This is a genomic window from Rhodococcus sp. ARC_M6 (assembly GCF_022810305.1).
Taxonomy (GTDB): domain Bacteria; phylum Actinomycetota; class Actinomycetes; order Mycobacteriales; family Mycobacteriaceae; genus Rhodococcus_F.
Window position 1 is genome coordinate 99,969 of record NZ_JALGQH010000012.1, and the last position, 15,666, is coordinate 115,634.

Consider the following 15,666-nt stretch of genomic DNA (forward strand, 5'->3'; position numbering starts at 1 on the left):
ACATGGCTACGCCAGTTGCCGAATTGCACATGCACATCGAGGGTTCGCTCGAGCCCGAGCAGATCTACCGGTTGGCCGAGCGCAATCGAATGGACTTGCCCTACAAGGATATCGATGATCTGAAGTCACGGTACGAGTTCTCCGACCTGCAGTCGTTCCTCGATCTGTACTTTGCCAACATGGCTGTGTTGCGCACAGCCGAGGACTTTGCGGACCTGACGCGGGCCTACTTTCGCCGGGCCGCAGCAGCAGGTGTCGCGCACGCCGAGTTCTTCTTCAACCCCCAGGCTCACGTAGTCCGTGGAGTTCCGTTGACCGAGGTGCTCGACGGCATCATGGACGCGGTGGCGTCCAGTGAGCGTGAATTCGGACTCAGCAGCGCTGCGATTGCCGCGATTCTTCGCGATCAACCGGTCAAGGACGCCGAAGAGATGCTCTCGGAGATCATCAGGTTGCAGGCGCCGATCGTCGGCCTGGGCTTGGATTCGGCGGAGGTGGGTAATCCGCCGTCACTCTTCGAGGACGTCTTCGCGCGTGCTCGCGCCGAAGGACTCCATGTGGTTGCGCATGCCGGCGAAGAAGGTCCACCCGAGTACATCTGGCAGGCCCTCGACATCCTCGGTGCAGAACGTATCGACCACGGAGTTCGTGCGCTCGAAGATCCGGCGCTCGTGGAACGGTTGGTGGACGAGGAGATTCCGCTGACGGTCTGCCCGCTGTCGAATGTCCGTCTGCGCGTGTTCGACAAGCTCGAGGATCACCCGCTGCGGGCAATGCTCGAGATGGGATTGATCGTGACGGTCAACTCCGACGACCCGGCATATTTCGGTGGGTACGTCGACGACAACTTCGCAGAGTTGGGTCGAGCAATCGGATTGACCGAGTCCGAACGTGAGACTCTTGCCCGCAATTCGATCAAAGCATCGTTTGCGAGCGATTCGCGGAAAGCGGAGTTGCTACGTCAATAGCGCGGTAGTCACTCTCCGAGGACTTGATCGAGGTACGCGTTCCGGAAGATGCGATCCGAGTCGTACTTGTCCCGGATCGCGATGAAATCGTCGAGTCGTTTGTAGGTGGGACGGAGGTCGTCGACGGTTCGGTTGTGCATTTTTCCCCAGTGCGGCCGGCCGTCGACGGCGCGGGCGATAGCTTCGACGGCGGCAAAATACTCGGCTTCGTCGCGGCGGTGATATTGATGCACGGCAATGTAGGCGGTGTCGCGGCCGTTGGCTGTCGAGAGCCAGATGTCGTCGGCTGCGGCAAATCGAACCTCGACGGGGAATGCGATCCTTGTTTCCGACTTGTTCAACCATTTATCGATTTCGCGGAGTACGTCCTTGACGTGTTCCACCGGAACGGCGTATTCCATTTCTTTGAATCTCACGCGGCGTGCCGACGCGAATACCTCGTAGCTGCGGTTGGTGAATTCGCGAGCACCGAGCATTCGCGAGGAAAATTGGTTAATGGCGGGGATGGCGGCCGGCACGAGAGACGCGATTCGGTTGACGCCTTCGAAAAGGGTATTCGACATGAGTTCGTCATCGAGGTAGGCGCGGACCGAATTGACAGGCTTCAGCGGTGAGTCACCGGGGAGTCTGGTGTTGCGTTTGGTGAGTACTCGGTCGGTATGGGGGAACCAGTAGAACTCGAAGTGGTCGACGTTGCGGCATTCGTCTTCCAGGGTGTCCAGAATGTGAGACAGCGTGTCGGGTTTTTCGACGGCGCGCAACGTGAATCGAGGGGAGCAGGCGAGCGTGAGCTTGGTGATGATGCCGACCGCGCCCAGGCCGATTCGTGCCGCTTCGTACAGTTCCGAATTTTGATCCGCGTCGCACGTGACGATCGAGCCGTCGGCGGTCACGATTTCGATGCCGCGGATCTGAGTTGCGAGTCCGCCGAAGCGTGCGCCGGTTCCGTGAGTACCGGTGCCGAGTGCGCCGGCAATGGATTGGACGTCGATGTCGCCGAGGTTTGTCATGGCGTACCCGCGATCCCATAATGCCTCGTTGAGGGCATGCAGGCGGGTCCCGGCAAGTACTGTGACGAGGGCGCCGTCGTCGGTCGGGACGATCGATTCGATCCCGGTGAGGTTGTCGAGGCTGACCATAATGCCGTCGGTAACAGCCACTCCGGTGAATGAATGTCCGGCGCCGACCGCCTTGACGTGAAGCCCGCGAGACGCGGCATCCACGACGAGAGCGGCGAGCTCGCGCGCGTTTCTCGGGGTTGCGAATTGTCGCGGTGTGGCGCTTTGAGTGCCAGCCCAGTTCTGCCATGTGTCCGAAACCATCGCTCAATAATGCACTTGGACGCTCGTCCAGGCAAGCATTGCGCGTAGATTCGTCTCGCTCCGTTCTACGATCAGTGGATGCTCAACAGGCTTCCGGCGGACGAACGCCGCATACAATTGGTTGAATCTGCGATGTCCATCGCTGAACAAAGAGGCGTCAGTTCGGTGACTGTGAGAGCGGTTGCCGAAGAGGCTGGTGTGTCGCTCGGCGTTGTTCACTACTGCTTCGAAAGTAAAGAAGCGTTGATTGCGGCGATGGGTGAAACCCTAATCCTCCAACTCAGCGAATCGATGCAGCATGCATTCGGACAGGTTCGGCATGCTCCGGATCTGAGCGGAATTCAAGGACTCAAGGAACTGCTGCATATCGGGTTGACCGGAATGTGGCCACTTATCGAGGCGACGCCGGATCGGCAATTGCTGACCTATGAGATCACCGCTCAGGCGTTGCGTAGTCGTAATCTCGGCGCAGAACGCGCGGGCGCTGTCGCGGATGATCAGTATCGAATCATGGACGAGCATGCCATTGCTTTTCTCGAGGAATGTGCCACTATCTCCGGCACTGTGTGGACCGAACCGTTGCCGTCGCTGGCCCGCTTGAGTCTCGCACTCATCGACGGCCTGGTGCTGCGATGGCTCGTCGATCGAGATTCGGATGCCACCATCGCGGAATTCGGTGAAATGGTTCGGGTAATCGCCAACAGGGCGATCGAAGTGCCGAAGTAACCCACCAATTCCTGGACATTCGTCCAAGTCGAGTGGTTGACTGACCACAACGCCGCGACGATTGGACACACGTGACTACAACTCTGGATCGACTCACTGCAGCTACCCGCGAACTCGACCCGCCACTTGCTGCCCTCGACCTGACTACTCTGCGCAGCAATGCCGCAGATCTGGTGCGAAGGGCCGGCGGAACTCCCGTGCGGGTGGCCAGTAAGTCCGTTCGCTGCCGCGCAGTGCTCGAAGAAACGCTCGGAAGTGGGCTGACCGCAGCAGGCGGATTTCGCGGAATCATGACCTATTCACTTCGTGAAGCGCTATGGCTGGTCAGTCTTGGTGCCCGCGACGTTCTGATGGGGTATCCCACGGTCGACCGTGGCGCCTTGGCTGATCTTGCAGCCAACCCTGTTGCGATCCAATCGATCACACTCATGATCGACGACGCCGCTCAACTCGACGTCGTCCGGTCGTCTTCTTCGGGTACGCCGCCGATCCGAGTGTGTCTCGATGTGGATGCCTCACTGCGGTTCGGCCCGGTCCACATCGGGGTGCGACGCTCACCGCTGCGTGAACCCAGTGCTGTCGCCGCGCTGGCATCCGTTGCGCGTGCACGCGGATTTGCCGTCGTGGGAGTCATGTTCTACGAGGCGCAGATAGCGGGTCTGCCGGACGCGAGCGCCGCGATTCGTTTGATCAAGAAGGCGTCGGCGCGCGAGTTGTCCGAACGGCGTGGCGCTGTTGTCGCAGCAGTCACGGATGCTGTGGGCACTCTCGAAATCGTGAACAGTGGGGGTACCGGATCGCTCGAAGTCAGTGCCGCAGATTCGGTAGTCACCGAAGTGACCGCTGGTTCGGGCCTGTACGTACCGACATTGTTCGACAGGTACCGGGCCTTCCGGCCTGACCCAGCCCTCTTCTTCGCGCTCTCAGCGGTCCGTAAGCCGACGCCTAAGGTCACCACGCTGTTCGGTGGCGGCTACATCGCCTCCGGCCCGGCTGGTCCTGCCCGCGTTCCGACGCCGATGAGCCCGCGCGGATTGAAACTCCTCCGAAACGAAGGTGCCGGCGAAGTCCAGACGCCTGTCACCGGACGGGTTGCCGGTGACATCGCGATCGGTGATCGGGTGTGGTTCCGTCACGCGAAGGCCGGTGAGCTGTGTGAGCGGTTCGAAAAGGTAAATGTGGTCGAGGCCGACGGCACCGTCACCGCGGTACCCACCTACCGCGGTGAAGGGCAGTGCTTCGGCTGAACCCAGGGTTGCGCCTGGCCCGTCCTAACCGGTCAGGCGCATGAATGCGCCGAGTTCCATCAGCCCTGCCGGGGTACTCGGCATGTACTGCGTCAACGCGTGTGACCGAACGATGATCGCGCACCACTTGCCACGGGAGACTGCGACATTGAGGCGGTTACGCGAAAGCAAGAACGACATTCCTCGCGGAACGTCTTCGATCGCGGAGGCCGCCATCGACACTATGGCAACAGCGGCTTCCCGCCCCTGGAACTTGTCGACGGTGCCCACCTCGACGTCGGTCAACCTGGCCGCGGTCAGATCGTGCTCGATGGTGCCGACCTGCGCGTTGTAGGGCGCGACGACCAGGATGTCGGACTGATCGAGGGGGCGGGTGCCGTCGAATTCGCTGGGGTCGGTCCAGGGGGTGCCCAGGAGTTCACGGATCTGGGTGACAATCTCCTGCGACTCTTCGGGTGAGTAGGTTGAGTTGCCGCGATGATCGACGAAGACGGTGTGAACTCCGGCCGCGAGACCGTCGAGTTTCCGTGCACCAGTGACAGATTCCTGCGAATGTAATTTTCCGTCGTAGGACAAAGCGGAGACCGGCGCACACAGGTCGGGATGCATGCGCCAAGTCTTCTCGAGGAAGTATCCCAGTTTCGGGGGCAGTGCGCCGTGTCCTTCGGCCAGCCAGCCGAGTGCGGATTCGTCGACTGGTTCGGGGTGAGTGCCCTGACTGACCTGGGGTAGCTGCTGCGGGTCGCCGAGCAGGAGCAAATTGCGGGCGGCGATTGAGACGGCGATCGTGTTGGCCAGTGCAAACTGGCCTGCCTCGTCCACCACGAGGAGGTCCAGGCTGCCGGCCGGTACACGATCTGTATTCGCGAAATCCCAAGCGGTACCGCCGATCACGCATCCGGTTCCTTCGGCTTCGGCGATAAAACCAGGGTACTGCTCGGATGGGATATCCATCCACTCAGCGGTCCGGCTGCGCTTACCTTTCTTTGCTACCAGCGCCGGGTCCACGCCGGCCTTCACGATGCCGCCCAGCATGTTCTCGACCACTGAATGCGATTGTGCGACAACGCCAATTCGCCAATGATGTTGCTCCACCAGGGCTTTGATCACTCGCGCACCGGTGTATGTTTTGCCGGTGCCGGGAGGCCCCTGCACGGCAACGTACGAGTCGTCGAGGTCCAGGACGGCAGCGGTGATCGCCGAGGCGTAGTCGTTGCTCGCGTTGACCGGGGGAAGGGCGGCACCGGACAGGGTTCGGGGAGTGTGGCGCCGCAGAATGTCGACCGCGGCGTTTCGTGGCAACTCAGGCAGGATTTCGCAGGCCTTGGACGCGGCGGCAGCGATGGACTTCTCCATCCGACCTGTCGGGATCGGGCGTCCGGGAGCCAAAGCAACCGGGGCATCGGTGTATTCGTCGCCGTTGAGCAATTCTTCGATGGTCACGACGTCGTGGCCGTCAACTTTGGTTACAGCGGTCACCTTCGCGTTGCTGGTGCCGCGCTGTCCGGAGGTTTCGCCCGCCACAGCGCTCGGCGCCGGTGTCTCGTAGAGGGCAAACAGGTCGGTCCCCAGGTTGACTGTGCTTCCCGTTCCGAAGTTTCCGGTCAGCTGAATATGTCGTCGCCGCTTCTTCTGTCGGGGAGTGCTTGTATGCCAGTCTGTTTCGACGTTCGAGACATCGACGATCATGACGTCGCGAACGTCGACGAGATCGTCGATCGGTACCATCAGACGGTCGAAATGCGCCCACCAGTAGGGCTTTCGTTCCCGGTTGTGATAGCTGACGGCCGCTGCGAGGAGTGCTGCGGCCTGTTGCTCGGGAGTGCGTGTCGAATCCGCTTTGTGTCCGGCGAATTCGCGCAGAACAATTTCGGTTTCGGTGAGTTCTTCTATCGGCATGGAGATTTGGCCGGTGGGCTGGCGAAGGGTAACCCCATGTTCTGCGGCGCGCTCGGCCAGCCAATTGCGCAGTCGGAGAGTAGATTCGCAATCGTACTCGTTGTAGTCGGAAATTCCTTGGAGGAGTTCGCGAGCCTCGTCGGCTTTTCCGGCGTCGCGTAATGTGCAGTAGTCGGCGTACGCCACCACTGACGCTGCCGCATTGGTGACATCGCCGCCGCGGCCGTGCTCTCCCATGTACAGCGGTTCGAGTTTCTTGATGCTGTACGAGCGTGCGCCGATCTGCACCGACTGACGAACTAGTGGGTAGAGGTCCACCAGAACGTTTTCTCGGAGCAATGTGTCGACTACCTGCTCGCCGACACCATGACGGGCGGCCAGACGAAGCAGTGCGGACTTCTCGTAGGCCGCGTAGTGATAGATGTGCATCCCGGGGTAGGCATCGCGTCGTGCCGTCACGTAGTCGAGGAAATCGATCAGCGCTTGGCGTTCACCGGCCCGGTCGTGTGCCCAGAACGGTGTGAACACGTACGTCTCGGCCGGACCTTCGACCACGCCGAACAGATATTCCAGGCCCCACTCCGACGAGCCGTCTTCGGCCCACAACGGATCACCTTCGAAGTCGAAGAAGATGTCGCCCTCGTTCGGAACCGGGAGTCCGGCGAGCACGTCTTTGTTGAACACGGTGAACTCGGCGTTGCCGGACTGTTCCTGGCGCACTTGAAGAGCAGCCTGAGCGCGCAACTTGTCGAGAGTTTGGGTGCGGATACCGTCGACGGGGCCCTCGCTTACGGCAAGTTTGTCGATCGAAGTGATTCCCGACGCGATCAACTGAGCTCGTTGATTGCCACGAACTCCGGCCACTAAGAGCAGGTCACGATGGTTTTCCACCTCGACACTGCACGTATCGCAACGGCCGCACCGCAGGTAGCGATCGTCGAGCCACTCTGCGGGCTTGCCCTCCGCTCGGTGCTCGTCAAGGACCAGCTCGAGTGCCGCCCGGCGGGCGGCAAACACCGGTGCGATGTCTCCGATGTCGTGAGACGACGTGCTGCCGTCGCCGAGCAACAGGTGCACCTGATCCGAAGCTGCGATGGCGTTGCGGTCCAGTGCGTCGGCATAGGCAGCCAACTGAAGGAGAGCAGAGACTTTGGCATGCCGCGAAAGCTTGCTGTCGTAGACCGCGTACCGATCGCCCTCGCGGACCAGGAAATCGCAGAACCCCAGGAATCTGCCGTCGAAGAAAGTTCCCTGATAGATGACGGGCGCCCCGGCGCGTGCCGCCTCGACGGTGGCAAGTGTGGCCGCGGTCAGTCCGGCACGGGTGTGCTCCGGCCGCTCCATGACAACAACGGCGTCGCCGTGTTCGGCGATGAAACGCTCCAACTGCTCGCGCTCGTGGGTATCGCCCAGCGCGGACGTCCGTTCGAGCATCGGATCTGCGTCGACACCATCGGCCGTGATCAGCCCCGTCCTCGTGTCGAGTCGTCTCAGGAGACCGAACTCGCACGTTGCGGCTGCCGAGAGGTCACTGGCGCTGTAGACGATCTCATCGTCGAGGAGGAACACCTACGCGATTGTGCCAGTGTGGTCCGACAAAAGCGGGCTTCAGACATACCGGGCGCTCAGGATGTGAGGTGAGCCGTGCAGAATGACGGCCATGCCCTTTTTCGACGGTCGAACCGGTCAGGTGCACTTTCGACGCTGGTCGGTGTCCGGCGACGCGACGCCGCGGGTGTCCTTGGTGTTCTTGCACGGGCTAGGGCAACACAGCGGTCAGTACCACCGCTTTGCGGGCGCGCTCACGTCCGTCGGTATCGAGGTCTGGGCGGTCGACCACACCGGGCACGGATTGTCGGAGGGCGAGCTGGGGGCTTCGGCGCCGTTATCCGATCTGGCTGCGGATGCCGCTACGTTGGCGGACATCGCACGGGCCGCGTTGCCCGGTGTCGCGCAGGCAGTCATGGGACATTCCCTGGGTGCTGTAACCGCATTGACAATGCTGGCACACCGGGACCACGATTTTACGTCGGCGGTGCTGTGTGGAATTCCGCGAAGCGCTGTTGCACAAGCAGGTTGGGGTGAGCTGGCAGATTCGCGGATTCCGGTTCTGGTGGTTCACGGGGTCGACGATCGGATAGCGCCGATCGACCCGGTGCGTCAGTGGGCGGCGACGCTTCCGAATGTGGAAATGCGTGAGTTCGAGGACGCCGGGCACGATCTGTTGCACGAGAAGGTTCACGCCAGCGTGAGCGTCATGAGCCGTGAATTCCTTCTCGCGCACAGTCGATGAGCTAGAACAGGCGGCGAGCTAGGCAAGCGCGTCCAGTACGTCCTTTGATGTCACGGGGTGGGAAAACATCGGGTAGTCGTAGGTGATGGCGTTCTCATGTTCCGCGACCGAGGTTCCGGCGACGCAGTCGGTGAGAGTGATGACGCGGTAACCATTTTCGTATCCGGTGCGCATGGTCGATTCGACGCAGCAGTTGGTCAGGAAGCCGCCGAGGATGATCGTTCGAATTCCTTTGCTGCGCAGAATGAAATCAAGGTTGGTGCTGGCGAAGGTGTCGAGTCCGCGCTTGCCCTCGATGAGGATGTCGCCGTCCTGTGGGGTCAGCTCGTCGACAATCGCGGCTCCCCAGGATCCCTTCACGAACGCCTTTCCGTCGACAACGCCTTTGAGGATTCCGTAGGGATGCGAGGTTATTTCGTTGTATCCCTCGGCGAAGGTAATGGGTGCGTGCATCACCGTGACGCCGGCCGCGCGGGCGGCGTCGACCAGTGTGGTGGTGTTCGCGAGTAGCCCGGTCGATTCCATGACGGGGGCGACGGCGTCGTGGAGAACACCGCCTGCGGTGGTGAAATCGTTCTGGTATTCGATGAGCACGACTGCGGTTGTTGCGGGATCCAACTCGAGCTTTTCGGTCATGTTCGACACCTGTCTACGTAGTTGTAGGTGACGCTCACGCGCACCTGTAGGTCACGAATCATCTCCATTAAACAGTTTGTCAGACAAGCAGGCAAGGGGTGGTAGCGTCGCGGTATGGATACAACTCCGTTGTCTCGAATGCCGTTGGCCCTTGCGGTCTCAGGAAGAATTCGAGCCGCAATTCTCGACGGAACATTGCCAGTGGGTGAGTCACTGCCTACGGAAGCAGAACTGGCACAGACATTCTCGGTAGGACGATCCACCGTCCGGGAAGCTCTCCGCGTGCTGCAAGCTCAGGGTTTGGTGACCGGCGCAGATACCGTGTCGACGGCCCGGCCGCGGGTCACGCACGAGAATACTGCCGATTCCGCAGCGACGGCGTTGAGTGCGGCCGTTCAGGTCGGCGCTGTCCCGCTTCGCGATCTCGTCGAATTGCGGGTACTTCTCGAGGCTGCTGCGCTGCGCGGTGTATCCGTTGTTCCGGAGGCTGCGTATGTTGCCGTCGAACGTATGCGCCAGGCCGCTGCTGTTGACAGCGCTGCCGAGTTCCATGACGCGGATGTCGATTTTCATGTCGCACTCGCCGGTGCCGGCGGGAACAAGGCGTTCGGGTTGGTGATGACAGTGCTGCGCGACGGTATTGCGGGCTATCTGATGCGTGAACTCGACGCTCTCGAGGATTCGGCCACCACATTGGCTGTTCTGCTCGCGGAGCACGAAGCCATCGTCGATGCGATCGTGCGTGGTGAATCCGACTATGCGGCAGAGCTTGTCGAGAGGCATGTGCGCGGTTTTTACGAAGGTCGAACGCAATGACCACTTCTGTGGATGTGCTTGCCATCCGGTTGCAGGAAGCCTTGGGGGAGAGGGTGACTACCAATCCCGATCGAATGGGCGCCTACCTTCGTGATCAATCGCTACTGACTGAGGCGGGTGTCCCGGCAGCCCTCGTCAAGGCTACGTCCGCCGTCGACGTCGTGGCAACGATGAAGATTGCTCACGAGTTGTCCGTCCCGGTTGTGACGCGCGGCGCCGGAACCGGTTTGGCGGGTGCCGCCAACGCGATCGACGGTTGCATCATTCTTGGTGTCGCGGGTATGAATCGCATTCTGGCGATCGACGCGGCTGCTCGGACGGCGACAGTGGAACCGGGTGTGATCAACGGTGACCTGGCAGATGCAGCTCGGGCGCAAGGGCTTTGGTATGTTCCCGATCCTGGTAGTCGGGCCATCTCCAGTATCGGTGGCAACGTGGCGACCAATGCCGGTGGAATCTGTTGCGCCAAATACGGAGTTACAGGCGATCATGTCGCGGAGCTCACTGCAGTTCTTGCTGACGGGCGGGTGATTCACACCGGGGCGAAGACGCGTAAGAACGTGGCGGGTCTCGACCTCACGCACCTGCTTGTCGGTTCCGAGGGGACCCTCGCAGTCATTGTCGAAGCGACCATGCGATTGCGGACCGCGCCTAGTGCGGCAACCACAGTCGTGGCCTTCTTCGCCTCGGCCGAGCTGGCGATCGACGCAGTCCTGGCTGTAGCTGCAATTGCAGAGCCGTGTCTGATGGAGTTGATGGACGACGTCACCATTGCAGCCGTAAACCGCTTCACGAGAATGGGTCTCGATGAAAGTGCGGGGGCAATGCTCCTCATTCAATGTGACGGTCGATCGGCGGCGGAAGAGGCGGCGGAGTGTGCGACCGCCTGTGAGCGTGCCGGAGCGAGTGAGGTGTTCCATACCGACGATCCTGAGGAAGGGGAGGCGTTCACGGCGGCAAGGCGGATGGCGCTACCGGCGCTCGAGGCAATGGGAACAGTTTTGCTCGACGACGTTGCCGTGCCCGTACCGGCGCTACCGCGCATGCTCGATTGCATTCGAACAGCAGCCGAGATGCACGGCGTCACCATTGGTACCTTCGGTCACGCTGCCGACGGAAATCTTCACCCCACCATTGTTTTCGACGCAACGGAGGCTGGAGCGCAGGGTCGTGCGAGGCGCGCGTTCGACGACATAGTCGCGGGGGCACTGGAATTGGACGGGACGATCAGCGGTGAGCACGGCATCGGTGTTCTCAAAGTGCCGTACATGGAGGACATGGTGGGTTCTGTCGAGCGGGAGTTGATGCTGTCAGTGAAGGCCGCGTTCGATCCGAAGAACATCCTTAACCCGGGTCGCGGGATCTGACGCTAACGGCTGTGGCCCGGTTCGCGTTCGAACCGGGCCACAGTCAGAAGAGCTGATCGGTCAGGAATACAGACCCGTGATCGCACCCTTGTGAGCTTCGTGAATGATGTTGCGCTTGAGCTTGAGCGTCGGCGTCAACTCGCCGGTCTCCTGAGTGAAGTCGACCTCGAGGATCGTGTACTTCTTGATCTGCTCGGGGTTCGAGACCTTCTTGTTGGCATCGGCGACGGCAGAATCGATTTCGGCGATCAGATCGGGGTTCTTGATCAGATCGCCGATGGGAGTTCCGGCCGACAGACCGTTTCGCTGCACCCAACCCGGCAGAGTTTCCAGATCGAGTGTGATCAGTGCACCGATGAACGGTTGTCCGTCACCGACCACGAGGCACTGGCTGATCAGGACGTGTGCGCGAAGTGAATCTTCGAGACCGGCCGGAGCGACGTTCTTGCCGCCGGCAGTAACGATGATTTCCTTCTTGCGGCCGGTGATCGAAACAAAACCCTCGTTGTCGATCGAGCCGAGGTCTCCGGTGTGGAACCAGCCGTCGATGATGGACTCTTCGGTGGCCTTGTCGTTGTGCCAGTAGCCGCTGAAGACTACGGGACCTTGGACCAGGAGTTCGCCGTCTTCGGCGATGCGTGCGGCATGGCCGTTGATGGGCTTGCCGACGGAGCCGACGCGTTGTGCGGCAGCGGTGTTGACCGTCACGGCGGCGCTGGTTTCGGTGAGGCCGTAGCCCTCGTAGATCGGGATGCCGACGCCGCGGAAGAAGTGACCCAGGCGTGCTCCGAGGGCGGCGCCGCCGGAGACTGCGCGTTCACATTCGCCGCCGAGTGCCAACCGCAGCTTCGAGTAGACCAGCTTGTCGAAGAGGGCGTGCTTGAGCTTGAGCGCCAGTCCGGGGCCGTTCTTTTCGAGTGACTCGCTGTACTCGATTGCTGTGGCAGCAGCCTTGTCGAAGATGCCGCCCTTGCCTCCGTCGACGGCCTTCTGGCGTGCCGAGTTGAAGACCTTCTCGAAGACGCGGGGAACGGAGAGGATGAAGTTCGGTTTGAACGCTGCGAACTGATCGAGCAGTGTCGTCAGGTCAGAAGTGTGCGCAACCGTGACCTTGTTGTCGAAGGCTCCGACCGAGATGGCGCGAGCGAAGACGTGAGCCAGGGGGAGGAACATCAGAGTCTTCTTGCCGGGAACCAGGGATTCCGGCATAGCCAGGCTGCACGCCGTGGATTCGGCGTACAGGTTGGAGTGTGTCAGCTGGACACCCTTGGGGCGCCCGGTGGTGCCGGAGGTGTAGATCAAGGTTGCCGGTGAGGCGGCCGTGACCTGGTGGCGACGGGTTTCGAGTTCTTTGTCGGTGACCGCAGCGCCGCGGCTCGTCAGCTCTTCGATGGCGCCCGATTCGATGACCAGGACCTCGCGGAGGGCCTCGGCAGCCTCGGTAACTTCCTTGATCTTCGCTGCCTGGTCAGGGGTCTCGATGAGAAGCATAGTGGTAGCGGAGTCCTCGAGGATCCACTGTGCCTGATGCGGGGACGACGTCTCGTAGATAGCGACGGTGCAGCCGCCGGCACTCCAGATCGCGTAGTCGATAACGACCCATTCGTACCGTGTTGCCGAGAGGATAGCGACGCGGTCACCGAGCTCCACTCCGGATGCGATCAAGCCTTTGGCTACCGAGGAGACCTGCTTGGCGAATTCAGCGGCCGTGACGTCGACCCAGGAGCCGTTGACATTGCGCTTGAATGGCACAAATGTGGGGTCTTCTTCGGCGTGACGGAACACAGAATCGGCCATGGAAGCATTCTCCGGAATTGAGAATGACTGTGGAACTGAAAACTCACGCACTTTGACCCCTCCAGTGACAACTGACATTTCTGATGTGCATTGCATCACATTAGTCGGTATTTTGCACTGTCGTTACTATTCGGTAGACCGAATTGCGCGTCGACCTGGGGTTTAGTGTTACTGGTTGTTTACAGTTACCTAGGCTGCGTGGTCCAGGGACCGTCCGTGAATCGAGAGCCAGCGCCTGATTGCGTAGTCCAGTCGGTCAGGTTCGACGCCGAGTTGCTCAGCGGTTGCTGCAAGGATCTCTGCGGTGTCCGCGGGGCGTTCGGCAGAGCCCAAGGTCGTGCCGATGAACGTGTCGGCGGCGGTGCCGAGGTCGGTGTGCGGAATGCCCGCCAACATCAAGAGGTGTGCCCAGGTCACTTCTGCATCGTCGCCACAGGCGTCGGCCCAGGCCCGGCGAACCGCGTCGAGTGAATGATCGGAATTGGCGGCCGAGAGAAGGTCCTCGACGGATTCGATGTGGAGGTAGTGAAGTTTCTCGGCAACCTGCTGAATATGGCGCGCCTCGATCGGAACACCGGTCGCGCTGTAGCGCCGTTTGTACGAGCCGATCTTGCCGGCCCACTGGTCCGAACTCCCGGCCTCCTCGAATGTTCGCAGGAGTTCGCGGGAACCGTCGGTGACGGGGTTCTGGTTGTGGGCCTGGCGGTAGGCCAGGTAGCGATCGACGACAGCAACTTCGCTGTGTCCGCTGCTCGACTGCACCGATTCGATGATGCACAGCGCGAGACTCGCTCGGTACGCATCCGAAGCCACCCAGGCGGAGGGGTCGCCCAGTCGGTTGCGGCAGGCTGCTGCGACTGCGTCGACGGTATCTGTCGGGATGCTCACGATGTCCTCCAGGAAAAAACTTGCCGGTGTTATTTCTTGCTCCACACGGGCTATCGACACCTGGGGTCAAAATGTTGCACACATCACATAAACGTTCCGTATTGCCTGAAAACTACTGTTCGAGGAGGTTGACGACCTCGGCGTCGGTCAACTGGTGGAAGTCTTCGAAAGCCGCACCGACGCCGCCGAGTAGAGGCGGGACATACGGACAGACGACGGCGTCGGTCAAGTTCTCGAGCAGGCGCATCGCCTCGGGCGAAGCGATCGGTACAGCCACGATCACGCCGGCCGCGCCTTGTTCGCGAGCGCATTGCGATGCGACCGCAGCGCTCGCTCCCGTTGCCATTCCGTCGTCGACGATGACGGCGGTTCTGCCGACGAGCGAGAGCGGGGTGCGACGGTTTCGAAGAACCTGTGCTCGTCGCTGCAGTTCGGTGCGTTCGGTGCGCTCGATCCGTCGCAACGTTTCCGGCGAGACGCGCTCGGCCGCAATCACGTCGTGGTTGAGTACGCGGACGTCACCTTCTCCGATTGCGCCGAGAGCGAGTTCAGGATTTCGGGGAGACCCGAGTTTGCGCACGACGATGATGTCGAGCGGTGCGTGCAGGGCGGCCGCGACCTCGACTGCGACGGGAACGCCTCCACGAGGGAGCCCGAGGATTACCGGGTCGTGTAGTCGCGCAGGGTCCAGCCAGCCGGAGAGCGTTCGTCCGGCGGCAAATCGATCTCGATACTGTGCCATGGCTGTCCTGGTGGAGAACGACCCTTCTGGTCGAGAGCCACTTTCGACGCTACTCGGGTATCCGTCACCGTTCGATAACTGTGAACCGGCGCAATGCGAGAGCCGGATTCTTCTGACGAACCTCGTCGATTCGCGAGCTCGAGACGGGTGCCGACGCGACGCCGACCTGCTCGCCGAGCGAACAGAGCACAACACCCATGGGGTCGACGATCATGCTTGCGCCGGCGCCGCCGCGCGCACTCTGGTCCGCGGCTGCGATGTACATCGTGTTCTCGATGGCCCGGGCACGAATCAGGGTCGTCCAGTGATCTTCTTTCAACGGGCCGGGAACCCACTGAGCCGGAAGAAGGAGAACGTCGGCGCCGGCATCGACGATGCGACGAGTCACCTCGGGGAATCGGAGGTCGTAGCAGGTCTGCAGTCCGAAAGTCAGACCTTCGCAGGTGAAGGTCTGAGGCTCGTCGATCTCTCCGGGTTCGATTACTGCCGATTCCAGATATCCGAATGCGTCGTAGAGGTGCACTTTTCGGTAGATGGCGACAAGTTCGCCTCCCGGGCTCATTGCGACGATGCTGTTGGAGATTCTGCTCACGTTGCGGCGTCGCTCGTTCATTCCGGCTACGAGGAAGATTCCGAGGTCCGCGGCGATGGCAGCCAGACCTGACCCGAACGTGCCGTCAACGTCTTCGGCGGTGTCGATCAGGCGCTCGTCGGTCCGGGGCGCGGTATACATGGAGTACTCCGGTGCGACTACCACTTTTGCGCCCTGAGCAGCGGCTTCGGTGGCAAGCGAACGCAGTGCGTCGAGGTTCGCCGCCTTGTCCATGCCGGGAGCGAACTGAGCAACGGCAACGACGGTCCGTGAGGGGGGCGTGGAGGTGTCCTCGATCATGGTTCTCACGCTAGGCGAAACCGCCGGTAAACGCCGATGTGTCGTAATCGATCACGAGGTATGTAGTCGTGGC

13 protein-coding genes are annotated in these 15,666 nt (G+C 61.3%); 6 read left to right on the forward strand and 7 right to left on the reverse strand.

Annotated features, from left to right (window positions below; translation table 11 throughout):
* The first annotated feature begins 2 nt into the window (after nt 1–2).
* Complete coding sequence (locus MTX36_RS14995) at nt 3–968, forward strand: adenosine deaminase (protein ID WP_243620532.1); 966 nt, start codon at nt 3–5, stop codon at nt 966–968.
* Nucleotides 969–976: 8 nt separating this feature from the next.
* On the opposite strand, the gene MTX36_RS15000 is transcribed toward MTX36_RS14995, so the two are convergent.
* The gene (locus tag MTX36_RS15000) at nt 977–2,290 is read right to left on the reverse strand and encodes a D-arabinono-1,4-lactone oxidase (RefSeq protein WP_243620533.1); all 1,314 of its coding nucleotides are present in this window, start codon (nt 2,288–2,290) and stop codon (nt 977–979) included.
* A 78-nt stretch (nt 2,291–2,368) separates the two neighbouring features.
* Between MTX36_RS15000 and MTX36_RS15005 the strand changes: the two genes are divergently transcribed.
* Nucleotides 2,369–3,016 (forward strand): TetR/AcrR family transcriptional regulator, encoded by a 648-nt coding sequence (locus MTX36_RS15005; protein WP_243620534.1) that lies wholly within the window; start codon nt 2,369–2,371, stop codon nt 3,014–3,016.
* A 71-nt stretch (nt 3,017–3,087) separates the two neighbouring features.
* Nucleotides 3,088–4,263 carry an alanine racemase gene (locus tag MTX36_RS15010; protein WP_243620535.1) on the forward strand — a complete coding sequence of 392 codons (1,176 nt, stop codon included), beginning with the start codon at nt 3,088–3,090 and terminating at the stop codon, nt 4,261–4,263.
* A gap of 24 nt (nt 4,264–4,287) precedes the next feature.
* Here the strand turns inward: MTX36_RS15010 and MTX36_RS15015 are convergent, their stop codons facing one another.
* The gene (locus MTX36_RS15015) at nt 4,288–7,731 is read right to left on the reverse strand and encodes a bifunctional RecB family nuclease/DEAD/DEAH box helicase (protein WP_243620536.1); all 3,444 of its coding nucleotides are present in this window, start codon (nt 7,729–7,731) and stop codon (nt 4,288–4,290) included.
* 82 nt (nt 7,732–7,813) lie between these two features.
* On the opposite strand from MTX36_RS15015, the gene MTX36_RS15020 reads away from it, so the two are divergent.
* Entirely contained in the window at nt 7,814–8,455 is a 642-nt protein-coding gene (locus MTX36_RS15020; RefSeq protein WP_243620537.1) for an alpha/beta hydrolase, read from the forward strand.
* 18 nt (nt 8,456–8,473) lie between these two features.
* On the opposite strand, the gene MTX36_RS15025 is transcribed toward MTX36_RS15020, so the two are convergent.
* A complete protein-coding gene (locus MTX36_RS15025; protein ID WP_243620538.1) occupies nt 8,474–9,091 on the reverse strand; it encodes a cysteine hydrolase family protein in 618 nt (205 codons plus the stop codon).
* Nucleotides 9,092–9,205: 114 nt separating this feature from the next.
* On the opposite strand from MTX36_RS15025, the gene MTX36_RS15030 reads away from it, so the two are divergent.
* On the forward strand, nt 9,206–9,907 hold the full coding sequence (locus MTX36_RS15030) for a FadR/GntR family transcriptional regulator (protein ID WP_243620539.1): 702 nt from the start codon (nt 9,206–9,208) through the stop codon (nt 9,905–9,907).
* Nucleotides 9,904–11,274, forward strand: a complete 1,371-nt coding sequence (locus tag MTX36_RS15035; protein WP_243620540.1) for an FAD-binding oxidoreductase — start codon at nt 9,904–9,906, stop codon at nt 11,272–11,274. The genes MTX36_RS15030 and MTX36_RS15035 overlap by 4 nt, the downstream gene beginning before the upstream one ends.
* Before the next feature lie 60 nt (nt 11,275–11,334).
* Here the strand turns inward: MTX36_RS15035 and MTX36_RS15040 are convergent, their stop codons facing one another.
* The 4 genes from MTX36_RS15040 to MTX36_RS15055 all read right to left on the reverse strand — a co-directional run bounded on the left by MTX36_RS15040 (nt 11,335) and on the right by MTX36_RS15055 (nt 15,593).
* On the reverse strand, nt 11,335–13,122 hold the full coding sequence (locus MTX36_RS15040) for a long-chain fatty acid--CoA ligase (protein ID WP_243620541.1): 1,788 nt from the start codon (nt 13,120–13,122) through the stop codon (nt 11,335–11,337).
* 138 nt (nt 13,123–13,260) lie between these two features.
* Complete coding sequence (locus MTX36_RS15045; RefSeq protein WP_243620542.1) at nt 13,261–13,959, reverse strand: heme peroxidase; 699 nt, start codon at nt 13,957–13,959, stop codon at nt 13,261–13,263.
* Between the two features lie 112 nt (nt 13,960–14,071).
* Nucleotides 14,072–14,701 carry a phosphoribosyltransferase gene (locus MTX36_RS15050; RefSeq protein ID WP_243620543.1) on the reverse strand — a complete coding sequence of 210 codons (630 nt, stop codon included), beginning with the start codon at nt 14,699–14,701 and terminating at the stop codon, nt 14,072–14,074.
* Between the two features lie 64 nt (nt 14,702–14,765).
* On the reverse strand, nt 14,766–15,593 hold the full coding sequence (locus tag MTX36_RS15055; protein ID WP_243620544.1) for a carbon-nitrogen hydrolase family protein: 828 nt from the start codon (nt 15,591–15,593) through the stop codon (nt 14,766–14,768).
* Between the last annotated feature and the right edge of the window lie 73 nt (nt 15,594–15,666).

Excerpts from the sequence above, each read along its gene's own strand:
- MTX36_RS14995 (WP_243620532.1), top strand. The coding sequence starts at position 3 with ATGGCTACGCCAGTTGCCGAATTGCACATGCACATCGAGGGTTCGCTC.
- MTX36_RS15000 (WP_243620533.1), bottom strand. The coding sequence starts at position 2,290 with ATGGTTTCGGACACATGGCAGAACTGGGCTGGCACTCAAAGCGCCACA.
- MTX36_RS15005 (WP_243620534.1), top strand. The coding sequence starts at position 2,369 with ATGCTCAACAGGCTTCCGGCGGACGAACGCCGCATACAATTGGTTGAA.
- MTX36_RS15020 (WP_243620537.1), top strand. The coding sequence starts at position 7,814 with ATGACGGCCATGCCCTTTTTCGACGGTCGAACCGGTCAGGTGCACTTT.
- MTX36_RS15025 (WP_243620538.1), bottom strand. The coding sequence starts at position 9,091 with ATGACCGAAAAGCTCGAGTTGGATCCCGCAACAACCGCAGTCGTGCTC.
- MTX36_RS15030 (WP_243620539.1), top strand. The coding sequence starts at position 9,206 with ATGGATACAACTCCGTTGTCTCGAATGCCGTTGGCCCTTGCGGTCTCA.
- MTX36_RS15035 (WP_243620540.1), top strand. The coding sequence starts at position 9,904 with ATGACCACTTCTGTGGATGTGCTTGCCATCCGGTTGCAGGAAGCCTTG.
- MTX36_RS15050 (WP_243620543.1), bottom strand. The coding sequence starts at position 14,701 with ATGGCACAGTATCGAGATCGATTTGCCGCCGGACGAACGCTCTCCGGC.
- MTX36_RS15055 (WP_243620544.1), bottom strand. The coding sequence starts at position 15,593 with ATGATCGAGGACACCTCCACGCCCCCCTCACGGACCGTCGTTGCCGTT.